Source organism: Luteibacter sp. W1I16 (assembly GCF_050434905.1).
Lineage (GTDB): Bacteria > Pseudomonadota > Gammaproteobacteria > Xanthomonadales > Rhodanobacteraceae > Luteibacter.
In genome coordinates, this window is sequence record NZ_JBNDJJ010000001.1 from 2,146,841 (window position 1) to 2,163,474 (window position 16,634).

Genomic DNA, 16,634 nt, shown 5'->3' on the forward strand with positions numbered 1-16,634 from the left:
GTTTTCGCGCCAGGGCTCCTTCCGATGACGAAACCCGTTTCCCTGATCCAGTTCCTGATCGAAGAAAAGCGCGCGGGGCACATCAATGCCCAGCTCAGCTTGCTGATCGAGGTGGTGGCCCGCGCCTGCAAGCGCATCTCCGTGGCCACCGGCAAGGGGGCGCTGGGTGGCGTGCTCGGCAATGCCGGCTCGGACAACGTCCAGGGCGAGGCGCAGAAGAAGCTCGACGTGATCTCCAACGAGATCCTGCTCGAGGCCAACGCCTGGGGCGGTCACCTCGCCGCGTGCGCCTCGGAAGAGATGGAAGATCCGCAGCCGATTCCCGATGCCTACCCGAAGGGCAACCACCTGCTCCTGTTCGATCCGCTCGACGGCTCCTCGAACATCGACGTCAACGTGTCGGTGGGCACCATCTTCTCGGTGCTGCGCTGCCCGGATGGCGTCACCGAGCCGAAGGTCGAAGACTTCCTCCAGCCCGGCACCGATCAGGTGGCCGCGGGCTATGTCGTCTACGGCCCGAGCACCCTGCTGGTGCTGACCTTCGGCCACGGCGTGCACGAGTTCACCCTCGACCGCGAGCACGGCAGCTTCGTGCTCACCCGGCGCGGCATCACGATTCCCGCGGAGACCAGCGAGTTCGCCATCAACATGTCGAACCAGCGCCATTGGGAAGCGCCGATGCAGCGCTACATCGGGGAGCTGCTGGCCGGCGCCAGCGGCCCGCGCGGACGCGACTTCAACATGCGCTGGGTCGCCTCGATGGTGGCCGACGTGCATCGCATCATCACCCGCGGTGGCGTCTTCATCTACCCGCTCGACGCGAAGATCACGGCCAAGGGCGGCACCGGCAAGCTGCGCCTGATGTACGAGGCGAACCCCATGGCCTTCATCGTCGAACAGGCCGGCGGCGCGGCCACCACGGGCCGCGAGCGGATCATGGAGATCCAGCCGGGCGCCCTGCACCAGCGCATTCCCGTCTTCCTCGGTTCGAGGAACGAGATCGAGGTCGCGACCCGCTACCACCTCGAGGCCGACCAGACCCGCGACTGACGTGTCATGGCCGGGCGGTCCCACCGCCCGGCTTCCGCCATGAACCGGTCATGCCGCCGCCGCGCGCGTGCCCGATGATCCGCCTGCCATCCTCCCGGTCCCGTCCATGCCCGTTCGCCGCGCCCGTCATTGGCTCCCGCTGGCCTTAGCGACCCTGCTCGCCGGTTGTTTCGGCGGCAGCAAACCGGAGGCCCGTCCCGATACCGCCCTGCCCGTGCTGGCGGCGAAGCCACGCATCGGACTCGCGCTGGGCGGCGGCGCGGCCAAGGGCTTCGCGCACATCGGCGTCATCAAGATGCTGGAGGCCAGCGGCATCCATCCCGATGCCGTCTCCGGAACGAGCGCGGGCAGCGTGGTCGGCGTGCTCTACGCGAGTGGCATGGACGGTTTCCAGCTACAGGAACAGGCTTTCGCTCTCGACGAGGGCAAGATCCGCGACGTGCGCTTCTTCTCGGGCGGCCTGGTCCAGGGCCAGAAGCTGCAGGATTACGTGAACGAACTGCTCAAGCAGACGCCGATCGAGAAGCTGCGCATACCGTTCGCCGCCGTGGCCACCGAGTTGGAGAACGGCTCTCGCGCGGTCTTCATCCGTGGCAACGCCGGCCAGGCGGTGCGCGCGTCGAGCAGCATCCCCGGCGTGTTCGAACCGGTCGATATCAACGGCAAGCACTTCGTCGACGGCGGCGTGGTCAGCCCGGTACCGGTGGACGCGGCACGCCAGCTCGGTGCCGACATCGTCATCGCGGTCGACATCTCGGCGCGCCCCGACGGCAGCAACCCCGACAGCATGGTCGGCATCGTCGGCCAGTCGATCACGATCATGGGACGCAAGCTGGCCGAACAGGAGCTCGCAAGGGCCGACATCGTCATCCGGCCGAAGGTGGGCCAGATCGGCCCGACCGACTTCGACCAGAAAAACGTGGCGATCCTCGAAGGTGAACGTGCGGCGCTAGCGGCCATCCCGGCGATCAGGGCGAAGATCGCCGAGAAGACGGCCGCCATGGGCAAGGCGCCGGTCGCGGCGGCGCACTGATCAGCCCGCTTCGACGAGGGCCAGGGCCGATTGGCGGCCGAGCGTGAGGATCTCGTCGGACAGCGCCGGATCGGCCACCGCACGCGACAGCGAGAGCGAACCGACCAGGGAGGCGAACACCGCCATGGCCAGGGTGCGGCGGCGCTTGCCACGGATGCTGTCCGGCAGGGTCGACACGATGAGCTCGACCATTTCGGCATAGCCTTCGGTGAAGGCCGCGCGCGTCGCCGCGGGGCGCCGCGCCATCTCGGCCGAGAGGGCGGCGGCGACACATCCGGCCTCGGGCGCGTCACGGTGTTCCGCCGACAGATAGCTGTTGACCAGCGCGCGGTAGCTTTCGCCGCGCGATGCCGCCACGCGGGCACCCAGCCGTTCGACGGCGCTGGCCGCCGCCATCGCCACGCTCTCACGGACGAGGTCTTCCTTCGAACCGAAATGGTTGTAGAAGCCGCCCTGGGTGAGGCCGACCTCGCCCATCAGGCTGACGACGCCGACGGCATCGATGCCGTCGGCGCGAAAACGCTGCGACGCCGCCTCGACGATCTTCTGGCGCGTCTGTTCCTTATGGCCTTTCTCGTAACGCATGCTGCTCGCTCCCCAGGGATTCTCCCTGCCCGGAGCTATTGTAGCCAATCCTTGCGCATTGAAATGTCGGGCGTCATGGAGGCCTTTCCCGGCGGATCACAGTTGCCTGCGATCCGCCACGTCCCTCGCCGTCACCGTGCCTTCCTTGCCACCGAAGTGGCGGATCACGTAATTGGCCAGGGCCGCCACTTCGGGGTCGCTATAGGCGTGGCCGAAGGCGGGCATGTAGATGTCGGTCTGGCCGATGCGCATCTTCACTCCCTGCAGGATCGCCTGGGTGACATTCGCGCCGCGCGGGTCGTTGACGCCGCGCGTACCGGCCAGACCCGCGTTCGGCGTCTGCTGCCCCGCCCCGTTCCACTGGTGGCAGCTCGCGCAGGCACCCTCGAACAGTCGCTGTCCGTCCACGTCGGCGGTCGGATCGTCGCCGCCCGGCGCCATGGCGGTGGAGGCGACGACGGCCTTGGGCGCCGGATCGACCACGATGGGATCCTTGCCTTCGCGCGGCGGCACGGTGCGCAGCCATGCGACGAGGGCCGCGGTGTCTTCCGGTTTGAGGAACTGCAGGCTGTGCGCCACGGCCTCGCCCATCGGGCCGTTTGCCGAGGCATGGCCAGCGGCGTAGCCGGTGCTGAGGTACTTCGCCAGGGCATCGTCGCTCCACTTGCCGACGCCGTGCACGGGATCCGAAGTGATGTTGTAAGCGCGCCAGCCCTGTAGCTCCTGGCCGGCGAGTTCGTCGCGATGGTTGAGCCCGTAGCCGAGGTTGCGCGGCGTATGGCATTCGGCGCAATGACCGAGCGGACCCGCCAGGTAGGCGCCGGCGTTCCATTCAGGCGAACGCGAGGCATCCGGCTCGAAGCGCTGGCTGCGGAAGAAGGCCGCGTTCCAGAAACCCATCGCCCAGCGCTGATTGAACGGAAAACCGAGATCGTTCGGCGTTTCCGGCTGGCGCACCTTGGGCAGGGTGAAGAGATAGGCCTTGATCGCCAGCACGTCGGCGCGGCTCAACTGCGTGTACGAGGTGTACGGAAAGGCCGGATAGAGGTGCTTGCCGTCCTTGCGCACGCCTTCGCGCACGGCGCGCACGAAATCGTCATCGGTCCACCTGCCGATGCCGGTTTCCTCGTCGGCGGTGATGTTGGACGAGTAGATCGTGCCGAACGGCAACTTGAACGCGACGCCACCGGCGAACGGTTTTCCCGTTTCGGGAACGGTATGACAGGCAACGCAGTCGGCCGCGCGGGCGAGGTATTCCCCGCGTGCCACCGGATCGGCATCGGCGGGCGCGCCGGCGATGGCCGGTGCCGTGCCGTCGTCGTGGTCCGTGCGGTTGAGCACGAAGTAAGCTCCCGCGCCAATCACGACCACGAGCAGGACGACGATGAGGAAGCGTTTCATGCGACGTCCTCCTTGCTCGTAGCCAAGCCGGCTATCTTCTTCAGCGCGTCCGGCGACTCGGCCAGTTGGGTTCGCGACACGGGCAGCTCGCGCAGGCGGATACCGGTGGCGGCGAAGATCGCATTGGCGAGGGCCGGCGCGGCGATCGCCGTGCCCACTTCACCGATGCCACCCGGCGCTTCGTCGTTTTCCACCGAGTACACGTCGATCTGCGGCACCTCGTTGATACGGAGGTTACGGTAATCGTGGAAGTTGCTCTGCTCGATGGCGCCGTTCTTCAGGGTGATGCCGCTGTAGAGCGCCGCGCTCAGGCCAAACAGCAGGCCGCCCTGCATCTGCGCCTGCACCGAACTCGGGTTGATGGTGATGCCGTTGTCCACCGCCACCACCGCGCGACGCAAGCGCACCTGGCCTTGCGCGGTCACTTCCGCTTCCACGATCGCGCAGACATGGCTGCCGAAGGGTGAACCCACGGCGATTCCGCGACCCACGCGAGCGGGCAAGGGCTGACCACCCCAGCCGATCTTTTCGGCGGCGAGGTTCAGGACGCCCAGGGCACGCGAACCGGGCTTCATCAGCGACCGGCGGTATTCGAGCGGATCCTTTCCCGCCGTGTGCGCCAGTTCGTCGATGAAGCTTTCGACGATGAACAGGTTGTGCGTGGGGCCGACGCCGCGCCACCAGCCCACGACCAGGCCGGGAGGCATCACGTGATAAGCCCACTCGACCAGCGCGTTGTCCATCTCGTAGGGAAGGTCGGCGGCGGATTCGATCGCGTCGCTGTCCATGCCGTCCTTGCTCATCGCCGCTGGTAGCCAACGGCCCAGCACCGTGCCGCTGGTGATGCGGTGCTGCCACGACGTGGGCTTGCCATCGTCGCCGAGCGTGGCGGAAATGCGATCGTAGTACAGCGGACGCACGCGGTCGTGGCGAATGTCTTCCTCGCGGCTCCAGATCACCTTCAGGGGGTAGGACACCTGCTTCGCGAAGGCGACGGCCTGTTCGACCTGATCGGTTTCCAGGCGGCGGCCGAAGCCACCGCCGAGGTACTGGTTATGCAGCACCACGGCCTGCTCGGGAATACCGCAGATGCGTGCCGCTTCCCTCACCACGCGCGTGGGCACCTGGGTGCCGGTCCACACTTCACAGTGGCCCGGCGTGACGTGCACGGTGGCGTTCAACGGTTCCATCGTCGCATGGGCGAGCATGGGCGAGACGAAGGCCGCCTCCACACGCTTGCCGCCCGCGGGCGCCTCGCCTTTCGGCTTGCGGCCGACCAGCGCCTTGCCGTTGCGCGAGGTCTCCTGCAACGCGGCGATGAGGGTCTGGGTGTCCAGCTTCGCGTTGACGCCGGGCTTCCACTCGATGTCCAGGGCCTGCAAGCCCTGCTGGGCGGCCCAGTAGTGCTCGCCGACCACCGCCACCGCATCGTCGAGCTTGATGACCTCGATCACGCCGGGGATGGCGCGGGCCTTGCCGTCGTCCACGGCGCCCAGCGTGCCGGCGAGTTCGGGACTGGTTTTCACTGCCGCGAATTTCATGCCCGGCACCTTCACGTCGATGCCGAACTGCGTCCCACCGTTGACCTTGTCCGGCGAATCGATGCGGCGCAGGGGCTTGCCGATGAGCGTGAAATCCTTGCGTTCCTTCAGCTTGACGCTCGCGGGCTGGGGCAACCGTCCCGCGGCTTCGGCCACGGCGCCGAAACCCAGCGTGCGACCGGAAGGGACGTGGGTGACGACACCGCGGGCCACCGAACAACCCTCCGGATCGACATGCCATTGCGCGGCGGCGGCCGCGACGAGCAACTCGCGCGCCACCGCGCCAGCCTCGCGCAGGGCCTGCCACTGGCCTCGCGTACTGGTTGAGCCGCCGGTGGCCTGTTCGCCGCCGAGCAGCACCTGGCCGTAGAGCGCGTCGTTCGGTGGCGAGTGCTCCACCCTGATCTGGTCGAAGCCCACGCCGAGTTCCTCGGCCAGCATCATCGCGATACCGGTGTAGATCGACTGGCCCATTTCCGCCGAAGGCATGACCAGGCGCACGCTGCCATCGGCATCGATACGGATGAAGGCATTGGGCGCGAACGGCGGGTTGCCGTCGGCCGCGGCCGCGGCTTCATCGGCGGGCTGGCGTCGCGGATTCATCTGCGCCACGGCGGGCCCCATGCCCGCGGTCCAGAGGAAGGCGACCGCGAGGCCGCCGCCGGCCAGGCGGATCGCCTGCCGGCGCCCTTCGTCGATGGTGGAGCCGGCGGAGTCTCGGGCGCTCATGCCGTACCTCCGTCGACGATCACCTGCAATCCGTTGGGCTTGCCGGTGGCAGCCTGTTTGATCGCTTCGCGGATGCGAACGTAGGTCCCGCAGCGGCAGATATTGCCGGACATGGCGGCGTCGATATCGCGATCCGTCGGGTTCGGCGTGCGCGCCAGCAAGGCCGCCGCGCTCATGATCTGACCCGACTGGCAATAGCCGCACTGGACGACGTCGACCGCCAGCCACGCCTGCTGCACCTTGGTGCCTTCGGGTGTGGCGCCGATTCCCTCGATGGTGGTGATCGCCTTGTCACCCACCGCGGATACGGGCAACTGGCACGACCGCACGGGTTGTCCGTCGAGGTGCACGGTGCAAGCGCCGCACTGGGCGATACCGCAACCGAATTTCGTGCCGGTCAGGCCGATGACATCGCGCAGCACCCATAAAAGGGGCATGTCCGGTGGCACATCCGCCTGACGATCCTCTCCATTGACGCGCAACGTGACCATGACGGCTCCTTGGGGCTGGGCGGACCGAACGTTCCGCTGGCGGGATGCATGACGACACGCAGCTTACGCCGAAACCCCTCGCGCGAGTTTTGCTGGAACCGGCGCATTTGAAAAAAATGGTCGCGCCTGCGCCGCTATGGGCTCAGGGGGTTGGCTTCCACGCCTTCGTTGGTGATCTTCACCGGGAGGATGTGGCCTTCCTTGTCGAAGTACATGCGGTCGATCGAGGTTTCGCGGTCGTTCGCCTTCGTGTGTCCCAGCGGACGGCGGTGGTAGACGATGTACCAGCTGTCGTCCTTCGCCACGTGGAAGAGCGAATGATGGCCGGCGCCCGTGGCGATCTTCGGGTCCTGCTGGAGGATCTTGCCGAGCCGCTTGAAGGGACCCATCGGCGAATCGCCGATGGCATAGGCGACGGAGTAATCGGGGCCGCCCCACCCGCCTTCCGACCACATGAAGTAATACTTGCCGCCTCGCTTGAACATCATCGGGCCTTCCACGTACTCCGGCGCGGGCGTGATCTCCTTGAACACGGTGCCATCGGCCATCGGTTCCACGGCGGTGAAATCGGGCTTCAGCTTCACGATGTTCGCGTGCTTCCAACCGCCGTAGATCATGTACCAGGTGCCGTCGTCGTCGCGGAACACGAACTGGTCGATGGGCTGGGCGCCGTTATGGAAGGCGCCGACGAGTGGCTTGCCGAGCAGGTCGCGGAACGGGCCATCAGGCTTGTCCGCCACCGCGACGCCGATACCGCCTACCTCGTGATCGTTCTGGATGTCGTTCGCGGAAAAGAAGAAGTAGTACTTGTTGTCCTTCTCGATCACCGAAGGAGCCCAAAGCGCTTTCTTCGCCCAGGGAATGTCCTTGATATCGAGCACGTCGGCATGCTTCGTCCAATGCACCAGATCGGGTGACGAGAAGGCATCGAATCCGGTCTGTGCCGCGTATGCCTTCGACGTCGTCGGGTAGATCCAGTAGGTGTCGTCGAAGATGGCGGCCTCGGGATCGGCGTACCAGCCGGGGAACACGGGATTGCCCGCATGCCCCGGCGGTGGCGCGGCAACCGCGGCGGTCGACATCGATACTGCCAGCAGCGCGCACTGGAAAACCTTCCGAACTCCCATCCCGATCATCCCGTCGTTCGTGTGGAATCTCCGATCCTAACGGGTTTGGATGGCCGGATGCGAATGGCGGTCAGAACCTGTAGCGCGCCGTGCCGACGATGCTGCGGCGTGGGCCGTAGAAGCAATCGCCGCGGGCCAGGCACGTGGCGTTGTAGGCTTGGTCGGTGACGTTGGCGGCGTTGACCGAAAAACGCCAGGGTCCCTGCGTGTACGCGGCCATGGCGTCGAACAAGGTCTTCCCCGGGACTTTCAGCGAACCGGTCTCGTCGTAGTTCGTTCCGATGTAGCGCGCGCCGGCACCGAAGCTGAAGCCATCGCCGTCCGCATCGTTCACGTGGTACACGCCCCACACCGAGCCCTGGTTTTTCGGCAGGCCAGCGACGATCGTGCCGTCGTCCGGACGCGCCTTCGTCCAGGTGTACGTGCCGATCAGGTCCACGTGGCGGCCGATGCGCGTGGAGGTCTCGAGTTCCACGCCCCGTGTCTTCGCCTTTCCGGCCTGCACCTGGTTGAGCGGGTTTTCCGGGTCCGGGGCGAGGCGATTTTCCTCGCGCAGGTCGAAGTAGGTCGCCGTGACCAGGGTGGGCGAACCGGCCGGCTGGTACTTCAGGCCCGCCTCGTACTGCTTGCCGCGAAGGGGCTCGTAGGGACGATTGTAGAAGTCGAGGCTGTCCAGTGGCTGGAACGACTCCGTATAGCTCACGTACGGCACCAAGCCGCTGTCGAAACGGTACATGAGGCCGAAGCGCGACGTCGTGGCGTTGTCGACCGAGCGATTGTCGCCGGTGGTCAGGGTCGCGCGGTCATGGCGCAGGCCGAGGGTGGCGATCCAGTGCTCACCCCAGTTGATCTGGTCCTGCACGTACACGCCTCTCTGGCGAGTGTGGCTCGAGGCCACGGGGAAGATATCCGGAGCGACGAAACCATTGCCGTAGACGGGCGCGTAGAGGTCGAAGGGAACAGCGTCGAAACCGTTGCCCTGTCGCCTGTCCGTATGTGAATAGCCGACGTCCAGGCCGATGAGGACGCGGTGGTGCATCGACGCGAGGTCGAAGTCCGCTTCGGCATGCGTGTCCGTGACGAAGCGTTTGTGCCGGTCGATGCTGACGTAGCTGTAACGTGCGACGGTGCGCTGCGACTCGTCCAGGAAGGGGTACGACGGGTTCGAGTAGACATCCGGGTAGAGGCTCCGGTAGTCGACGTTATCGTGCGAGTAGCGCATGTTCTGCACGAACGTCCAGGTGTCGTTGAAGCGGTGTTCGAACAAGGAGGTGAACGACCGCTGTTGGGTGTCGTAACGGTCGAAACCGGGCTCGCTGACGAAGCGCCGCGTGTCGATCCGGCCATTGGGGTTGGGCAGCAAGGTGCCCGCGTGCGGCAGGAAGTTCAGCGACGTGCCGTTGTGATCGAACTGGAGGTTGGCCAGCAGCGTCCAGCGGGTATCGGCATCGGGCATCCAGGTGATCGAGGGCGCGATCGCCTTGCGGTCGTCCGGCACGTGGTCGATCTGCGAATCGGCGTCGCGGTAGACGCCGATCAGGCGGTAGGCCCAGTGGCCGGCCGCATCGAGGGGGCCGGTGAAGTCGAACGCCAGCTGCTTGCGCGCATTGTTTCCGAGCTGTGCTTCCACCTCGTGCGACGCCGTGAACTGCGGCAGCTTGGACGAAAGCGCGATCAGGCCGCCCGTGGTTCCCTGCCCGTACAACACCGATGACGGACCACGGACGATCTCGAGACGGTCGAGGAAGTAAGGCTCCGTGCGGGCATAGGCATAGCCGAAGTTCTGCTTCAGCCCATCCAGGTATTGGGTGAACGACGTGCCGCGCAGGAACGCGTCGTCCCCACGGCTGTCCACGCCATAGGCGTCCGCGCGGACGCCCGCCGAGTAGCGCAGGGCGTCCTGCACCGTGAGCACGCCCTGGTCGATCATGTGCGTGCCGGAGATCACCGAGATCGCCTGCGGTGTTTCGATGAGGGGCGTGTCGGTCTTGGTGGCGGCCGAGCCATCGGTACGGGCGTAACCCTCGTCCAGCCTCTGCCCGTGGACATCGACAGGGGCGAGTTGCACAGCCTTGTCCCCAGGGGCGGAAGGCGCCGCTTCCTGCGCCTGCCCGGCGAGCGACGTCAGCAGCCCGGCGAGCAGCACGGGCAAGGTTTTCTTGCGTAGGATCATGGACTTTCCCTGGTCGGGCACGCGGTGGCATCACCGTTCACGCCCGGTCACTATTGCGAATGAATCTCATTACTATGATGACCCAGAAAGCCCCGGTCGCGCAATATTGCGAATGACTCTTATTTGCGTACGCCGGTCGGGGGCTCCGTCGGACCCATCGGCAGGTCGAGGTAACTGCTGCCCAGCCACTCGATCCGCAGCGGCTCACCGGCATCGGCGGCGCTTTCCAAGCCGACATCCCCGCCGCTTCCCATGTTGATCGACGAGCCAGGATCCTTGACCACGGACACCACGGCGACCAGCCGGCTGCCCGGTTCGAACAGCCGGCTGGTGGTACGTCCGTTGGTGAAGGCGAGCGTCGTGCGTTTGCCGGGAACCAGGAGGCGCCGGTGCGAGCGGTCCTCCATATAGCTGGCGCGGGCCAGGTACCAGGACAGCGGGAAGTAGTCGCCGCCGGCTTTCTTCTCGTACAGCGTGATGCGCAGGTCGAAATCGCGCTTGTTCGTCACCAGGTCGAGCTTGCCCGAGAACAAGCCACTCAGTTCGGTCCCCGCCGACAGCGGTTCGCTGGTGAAGGCGAGGGCGTTACGATCGTCGAGCACACCCGGCGGCGCATCCGCCGCGGGAAGATCGTCACGCTTGCCAAGATCCACGGTGAGGAGCGATGTACCCGCGGAAGGGCGTTCCCGCAACGTGGCCGCGCCGTCCTCCGTCACCAGGAAGAGCCGCCGCTTTGCCGGCGCCATCCCGTCGACACTGGGTGCATGTTTCCACGTGTTCGCACCCATGACCTCGTAGTTGATCCGGTCCTTCAGCAGGGCCGGTTTCGCACCACCACGGAAAACATAGTCGAACCACTGGTAACGAAGCACACGGCTGATGTCGATCTTCGCCACCGGGTCGATGGCATAGCCGTCCACGACGGGCCGCGCCTTGCGTTGCGCCCCCACGTGGTCCCAGGGGCCGATCAGGAGATAGTGCTCGGCGCGCGGGTTGTAGCGCTCGTGTTCGCGCACGTAATGCAGCGCGCCGATCTGCCCGCCATCGAAGTAGCCGGTCGTCGTGAGTACGGGGATGTCGATGCCGGAGAACTCCCCGCCTTGGGGGATCATGTCCCGCCAGTAGGCGTCGTAGGAAGGATGGTCCAGCCAGCGCTGGAAAACGGGGTTCGGCTTGCCTTCCAGTTCGTCGAGCGCGCGGTAGCTCTTCCCGCTTTCGTACCACCGCCGGTAAAGCCCGTTCCAGTGCGCGTTGTCGCCGTACCGGGCTTCGTCCAGGCCCTTGCCCCCGGCCACGTAGGGCGCCCACGGATAGACGAAGGTCAACGACACGTTCCCCTCCATCGGCACGTCGATGCCGGGCGCCACCGTGACGGACGGCATGAGCGCGCGCAGTGCCTTTGGCCGGTGTTTCGCGGCGGCCCATTGGGTGAAGCCGTTGTAGCTTCCTCCATACATGCCGACACGGCCGTCGCTCCAGGGCTGCTTCGCGATCCACTCGATCGTGGCGTCCGCGTCCACGCCATCGTGTTCGTATGGCACGGCCTGTCCCGGCGACAGTCCCTTTCCGCGCGAGTATCCGACGACGGCGGCATAGCCATGCGCGGCCGTGAGACGCAATTCGGTCGAGGACCACCACGGATTGGCGTAGATAGTGAATCCGAGCAGCGTGGCTAGCGGCGCTGGGTGATGCCTGGGCAACATGACCAGCGCCGTCACCGAGGCGCCGTCGGAACTCGGCACCAACACGGGCGCCCGTACCTCGTAGCGGCGACGGTCGTCTTCGTCGATCAGCTTCGCCGTGAATGGGCGGAATGCGGCGTAAGCCTCGGCGGCCTGATACGCCTTGACCAGCGCAACCGCCTCGGTGACGGCGAGGGCGCCCTCTTTCCGCTGCGCGAGCAGCGCCAGGTAATCCGCCCGCAACTGCGCGGGCTGTGGACCATACGGTTCCTCGTCCGAGCCAAAGCTGGCGATGACCTGGGAAGCGAGCACGTCGTCGAGCGTGGCGAACACGTCGCGGAATGCACGCGCATATGCGTCGCCGAATGGCAGGCGCATGACGGCTTCGGTCTTGCGGGCACGTGCATAGACCTGCCATCGAGTCGCCCCCGCCGCATCGAGGGGCTGGACGCCCGCCTTGCGAAGAGCGACGAGTTCGGCGAGGCTCCGCGCGGCATCGTCGTAGCGGCGAGCGGCCAGTTGCAAGGAGGCGAGGTTGTCGAGGTACGTCGCGCGGTCCGGCTCCGCATAGGCCACGATCGCCTCGGCCGCCAGATCACGGATGCCCGCCTCACCCGTCGACCCACCTTTCCACGGCAGCGTCGCGGTCCCTGCCAGCAAGGGGCCTGCGACGCACACGAAGACGAGGGCGATAACCCAGCGGTGCATGGATGACGTCGGCATGATCGGGCTTCCCTGGATGTACTTCGAGGTTGCCCACGTCCGCCCGCACGGGATAGTGCCGTCGGGCATGTCTTGCCCGCGCACTGCGGTAGCACACAGCGACGGTCAAGCCACCAGCAGGTCTTCGAAAAAAGCGCCGATGGGCAGGACGGGATGGGCGATCTGTATCTCGAGGATCCACAGGCCCGGCGCCGGCGTGGCGTCGAACCGACCCAACGACCCCGCCTTGTGCACCGCATGCGGATAGTCACCGACACGATGGCCCTTGGTCTCGTGATTGAGGCGCCAGCCCATGGCGGTGGCCTCGTCTTCCGCATAGGCGTACAGGGCGCTGCCGGTGACACCTTCGTGCCACCTCGCTTCGGTCCGTGCGAACAGCTCGCGCGCAGCCGCCGCGCAGGCATGCATCCGGGGATCATCGCCGACCACGAACGTATCCCCGACATCGCCTTCATGACCATTGAATACGGGCCCGAGGTCGATGAAGAAGATGTCGTCGGCCCTCAGGACCGCATCTGGCGCGGAAGGCTGCCGGAAGGTCTTCAACGTATTCGCCCCGAAGCGGACGGTGCTGGGATGCCAGATGCGCTGCATGCCGGCCGCGTCGAGGCGTTCCTTTGCCAACGCGGCGGCATCGGTTTCGCTCATTCCGGGAACGATGCGCCCGGCGATGTCCCGCAACGCCGCCCAGGAACGTTCACGGGCGGCGAGCATGCGTTCGCGTGAGAAGGCGGCGCCGACGTTTTCGGCGGTGGGTATCGGCATGGTCGCGGCCAGGCGTGGGTCGGCCGCCATTATCGCCGCTTCGCGTCCACCCGGGTACAGCGACCCGCCCTTGTGGGAGCCGCTTCAGCGGCGATGGGTGCTTGCGATCCCGTCAGGCGTCCGCCAAAGCCAGGGCCGCGCGCATCCCGCCGTCGAGGACACGTACGGAGAGGGCCTCGTCGTTGGTGGCACGGGCGACTTGCATGGCGCCTGCCATGAGGCTGTAGAGGGCGGTGGCACGCGAGAGCGCTTCCTCGTGCGGAAGGGAAGGCCACTGCGCGGCCACCAGTTCGATGAACGCCGTGACGCCATCGGTATAGGCGCTGCGGACGATGCCGGAATGCCGCGCCACTTCGGCGGAAAGGATGGCGACGGGGCAGCCCGTGCCGGGGTGGTCACGGTGGCGTGTCGAGAAATAGCTGCGGATCATGCCCGCCAGACCTTCACCGGATTCGATCCAGTGGCGCAGCCTGCCCAGGCGCTCGTTCATCGCGGCGGTCACGGCTTCGCGTGTCAGGTCTTCCTTCGATTCGAAATGATTGTAGAACGCGCCGTTGGTGAGACCGGCGGCGGACATCAGGGATTTCATGCCTTCGGCTTCGATGCCGTGTTCGCGGAACCGCCGTGACGCTGTGCCGACGATGCGTTGGCGCGTCCGCTCCTTGTGGTCTTTTTCATAACGCATGGGTCGTGTCCCGCTACGGAAGAAGGATCAGTGCGCGTCGGCGGAAGGCGCCTGGGGCGCCTGCACCTTGCGCATCAGGGGGACCATCACGGTGGCGATCGCGAAGCACACCATGATGGAAAAAAAGGCGTCGCTATAGGTCAGCGTCTGCGCTTCGCGGAATGTCAGCTGCCATAGCGAACGTAACGCGACGGTGTAAGACTCGGTGCCGGGCTGCACGCCGTCGAACAGATGGTTCATCGGTTCGTTCGCCGGCGTCAGACGCTCGGCAAGCCGATAGAAATGCAGGTTGGTCCGGTCGTTGAGTATGGTCGCGCAGGCGGCGATGCCCATCGCCCCGCCCAGGTTCCGCATCAGGTTGAAGAGTCCGGAGGCCTGCTTCAGTCGCGCGGGTGGAAGGCTGCCCAGCGTGAGCGTCACGGTGGGGGCCACGGCGAACTGCTGGCCGAGGCCGCGGAAGGCCTGCGGCAGCATCAGTTCCGTGGCGCTCCAGTCGTGCGTGATCGGCGTGAACTCGAACATCGACAACGTGAACAACGCCAGCCCCAGCATCAGCAGCCAGCGCAGATCCACGCGATTGGCCAGCATCGCGTAGACGGGGATCGCCATGATCTGGAAGACGCCGGTCGATAGCACCGCCTTCCCGATCTGCAGTGCGCTGTACCCTTCCACACGCCCCAGGAACAGTGGCGTAAGGTAGATCGTGCCGAACAGGCCGATGCCGGTGACGAAGGAAAAGAAACAACCGAGCGCGAAGTTGCGCTCGCGCAGCGCGCGCAGGTCCACGATGGGATGTGCCGCCGTCAGTCCGCGCCAGACGAATAGCACGCCCGCCGCGATGCTGACCCATGCCGTGGCACGGATGGTGTCGTCTTCCAGCCAGTTCCAGCGCGGCCCCTCTTCCAGCGTGTACTCGAGGCAGCCGAGGAAGATGGCGATCAGCGCGATGCCGAGCCAGTCGCCGGCCTTCAACAGGGAGAGGTCGGCGTCGTCGATCTTCACCAGGAGGGGAACGGCAACGGTGACGAAGGCGCCGGGCAGCAGGTTGATGAAGAACAACCAGTGCCAGGAATAGTTGTCCGTGATCCAGCCACCTAGCGTGGGCCCGAGCGTAGGTGCCAGGGACGCGATCGCACCGATGGTCGCGGCGGCGATGACGCGTTGCTTGCCCTGGAAGAACACGAACGCCGTCGTGAACACCAACGGGATCATCGAGCCGCCGAGGAAGCCCTGCGCGGCGCGGAACCAGATCATGCTCTGGATATCCCAGGCCATGCCGCAAAGCAGGCTGGTCAGCGTAAAACCGGCGGCCGACGCGGCGAACAGCCAGCGCGTGGAGAACACGCGGCTCAACCATCCCGACAGGGGAATCACCACGATTTCCGCGATCAGGTAGCTGGTCTGCACCCAGGCCGTATCGTCCGCTCCGGCGGACAGGCCACCGCCGATGTCGCGCAACGACGCCGAGACGATCTGGATGTCCAGCAGTGCGATGAACATGCCCAGGCACATCGAGGCGAAGGCGAAGATCTTCTGTCCCGGCGTGAGGTGCGCGACCGGGCTCATGGCGCCTTCGTGTCGATGCGAGCGGTCACGGACAAACCGGGACGCAGCACGCCGAGATCGCCATCGCTGCCGTCGAGCGTCACCCTTACCGGCACGCGCTGCACGATCTTGGTGAAATTGCCCGTGGCGTTTTCCGGCGGCAGCACGCTGAACTGCGCGCCCGTGGCGGGAGCGAGGCTGGTGACATGGCCCTTGAAGCCCTTGTCCGGCAGCACGTCCGCGCGCACCTCGACTTCCTGGCCCACGTGCATCCGCGCAAGCTGGTCTTCCTTGAAGTTGGCGTCTACCCACAAACCATGCGAAGGCACCACCACCAGCATCTGACTGCCCGTTGCCGCATAGCCGCCGACGCGGGCGCGGCGATTGCCGATCACACCGTCCACCGGCGCGCGCAGCTCGGTGTATGAAAGGTTGAGCCGTGCGATATCGGCTTCGGCGCGCGCCTGCGCAAGCGCCGCTTCCACCTGCCGCTTCTGCGTGTCGATCACGTCGAGTTGCCGCTGCGCGGCCTGCACCGCCGCCGACGCGCTCGCCGTCACCGCATGGGCGGTCTGGAAAGTGGCCGTCGCGCGTTGCGCGCTTTCCACCGACACGGCCGAACGGCCGACCAGAAGGCGATAGCGCTCATCGTCCAGCTTCGATCGCGTGGCCTCTGCCTGCGCGGCGGTGAGCCCCGCGTGCGCTTCGGCGATATGGCTGTGCTGCAACTCGAATACGGCGTCGAGATTGCGCAACGCGGCCTGCTGCGCCGCCACGGCCGCCTCGGCTTTCTCCAGGGCGGCGCGGTAGTCCCGGTCGTCGATCTTCACCAGCAGGTCGCCCTTGTGCACGACCTCGTTGTCCGTGACGGCGATGGTCTCGATATAGCCCGGTACCTTCGGTCCTATCACCGTGATATCCCCGCCGACGTAGGCGTCGTCGGTGGTTTCGAGGAAGCGTCCGCTGGTCCACCAGTGCGCACCGTAGAGGGCGATGCCTAGCGCAGCTGTGCCCAGGGCCATGAATTTCAGCGAGTTCTTGCGTGCCCTGACGGGGACGGCGGAGTCGGCGACGGCGGCCACGGGGCACCAGGGGAAGTTGAAT

13 protein-coding genes are annotated in these 16,634 nt (G+C 66.2%); 2 read left to right on the plus strand and 11 right to left on the minus strand.

The features are described 5' to 3' along the window. Nucleotides 1-24: 24 nt before the first annotated feature. Both QFZ41_RS09580 and QFZ41_RS09585 read left to right on the plus strand, forming a co-directional pair. Entirely contained in the window at nt 25-1,050 is a 1,026-nt protein-coding gene (locus QFZ41_RS09580) for a class 1 fructose-bisphosphatase (protein ID WP_429198550.1), read from the plus strand. 106 nt (nt 1,051-1,156) lie between these two features. Next, nucleotides 1,157-2,083, plus strand: a complete 927-nt coding sequence (locus tag QFZ41_RS09585) for a patatin-like phospholipase family protein (protein ID WP_429198551.1) — start codon at nt 1,157-1,159, stop codon at nt 2,081-2,083. Here the strand turns inward: QFZ41_RS09585 and QFZ41_RS09590 are convergent, their stop codons facing one another. From QFZ41_RS09590 to QFZ41_RS09640, 11 genes are all read right to left on the minus strand, one after another. Next, a complete protein-coding gene (locus tag QFZ41_RS09590) occupies nt 2,084-2,668 on the minus strand; it encodes a TetR/AcrR family transcriptional regulator (protein WP_429198552.1) in 585 nt (194 codons plus the stop codon). Nucleotides 2,669-2,764: 96 nt separating this feature from the next. Next, the gene (locus QFZ41_RS09595) at nt 2,765-4,069 is read right to left on the minus strand and encodes a c-type cytochrome (RefSeq protein ID WP_429198553.1); all 1,305 of its coding nucleotides are present in this window, start codon (nt 4,067-4,069) and stop codon (nt 2,765-2,767) included. Next, nucleotides 4,066-6,339 (minus strand): molybdopterin cofactor-binding domain-containing protein, encoded by a 2,274-nt coding sequence (locus tag QFZ41_RS09600; protein WP_429198554.1) that lies wholly within the window; start codon nt 6,337-6,339, stop codon nt 4,066-4,068. Before QFZ41_RS09600 ends, QFZ41_RS09595 begins: the two co-directional genes overlap by 4 nt. Beyond that, nucleotides 6,336-6,830 (minus strand): (2Fe-2S)-binding protein, encoded by a 495-nt coding sequence (locus tag QFZ41_RS09605; RefSeq protein ID WP_429198555.1) that lies wholly within the window; start codon nt 6,828-6,830, stop codon nt 6,336-6,338. Before QFZ41_RS09605 ends, QFZ41_RS09600 begins: the two co-directional genes overlap by 4 nt. Nucleotides 6,831-6,964: 134 nt before the next feature. Beyond that, complete coding sequence (locus tag QFZ41_RS09610) at nt 6,965-7,912, minus strand: glycoside hydrolase family 43 protein (RefSeq protein WP_429198556.1); 948 nt, start codon at nt 7,910-7,912, stop codon at nt 6,965-6,967. A 115-nt stretch (nt 7,913-8,027) separates the two neighbouring features. Next, on the minus strand, nt 8,028-10,130 hold the full coding sequence (locus tag QFZ41_RS09615) for a TonB-dependent siderophore receptor (protein ID WP_429198557.1): 2,103 nt from the start codon (nt 10,128-10,130) through the stop codon (nt 8,028-8,030). A 119-nt stretch (nt 10,131-10,249) separates the two neighbouring features. Next, nucleotides 10,250-12,535: a CocE/NonD family hydrolase gene (locus QFZ41_RS09620; protein ID WP_429198558.1), complete on the minus strand. Its 2,286-nt coding sequence runs from the start codon at nt 12,533-12,535 to the stop codon at nt 10,250-10,252. Nucleotides 12,536-12,640: 105 nt separating this feature from the next. Further along, nucleotides 12,641-13,300 (minus strand): M24 family metallopeptidase, encoded by a 660-nt coding sequence (locus QFZ41_RS09625; RefSeq protein ID WP_429198559.1) that lies wholly within the window; start codon nt 13,298-13,300, stop codon nt 12,641-12,643. A gap of 112 nt (nt 13,301-13,412) precedes the next feature. Then, on the minus strand, nt 13,413-13,985 hold the full coding sequence (locus QFZ41_RS09630) for a TetR/AcrR family transcriptional regulator (protein ID WP_429198560.1): 573 nt from the start codon (nt 13,983-13,985) through the stop codon (nt 13,413-13,415). 27 nt (nt 13,986-14,012) lie between these two features. Next, a complete protein-coding gene (locus QFZ41_RS09635; RefSeq protein ID WP_429198561.1) occupies nt 14,013-15,551 on the minus strand; it encodes a DHA2 family efflux MFS transporter permease subunit in 1,539 nt (512 codons plus the stop codon). After that, nucleotides 15,548-16,612 carry an HlyD family secretion protein gene (locus QFZ41_RS09640; RefSeq protein ID WP_429198562.1) on the minus strand — a complete coding sequence of 355 codons (1,065 nt, stop codon included), beginning with the start codon at nt 16,610-16,612 and terminating at the stop codon, nt 15,548-15,550. Before QFZ41_RS09640 ends, QFZ41_RS09635 begins: the two co-directional genes overlap by 4 nt. Nucleotides 16,613-16,634: the final 22 nt, after the last annotated feature.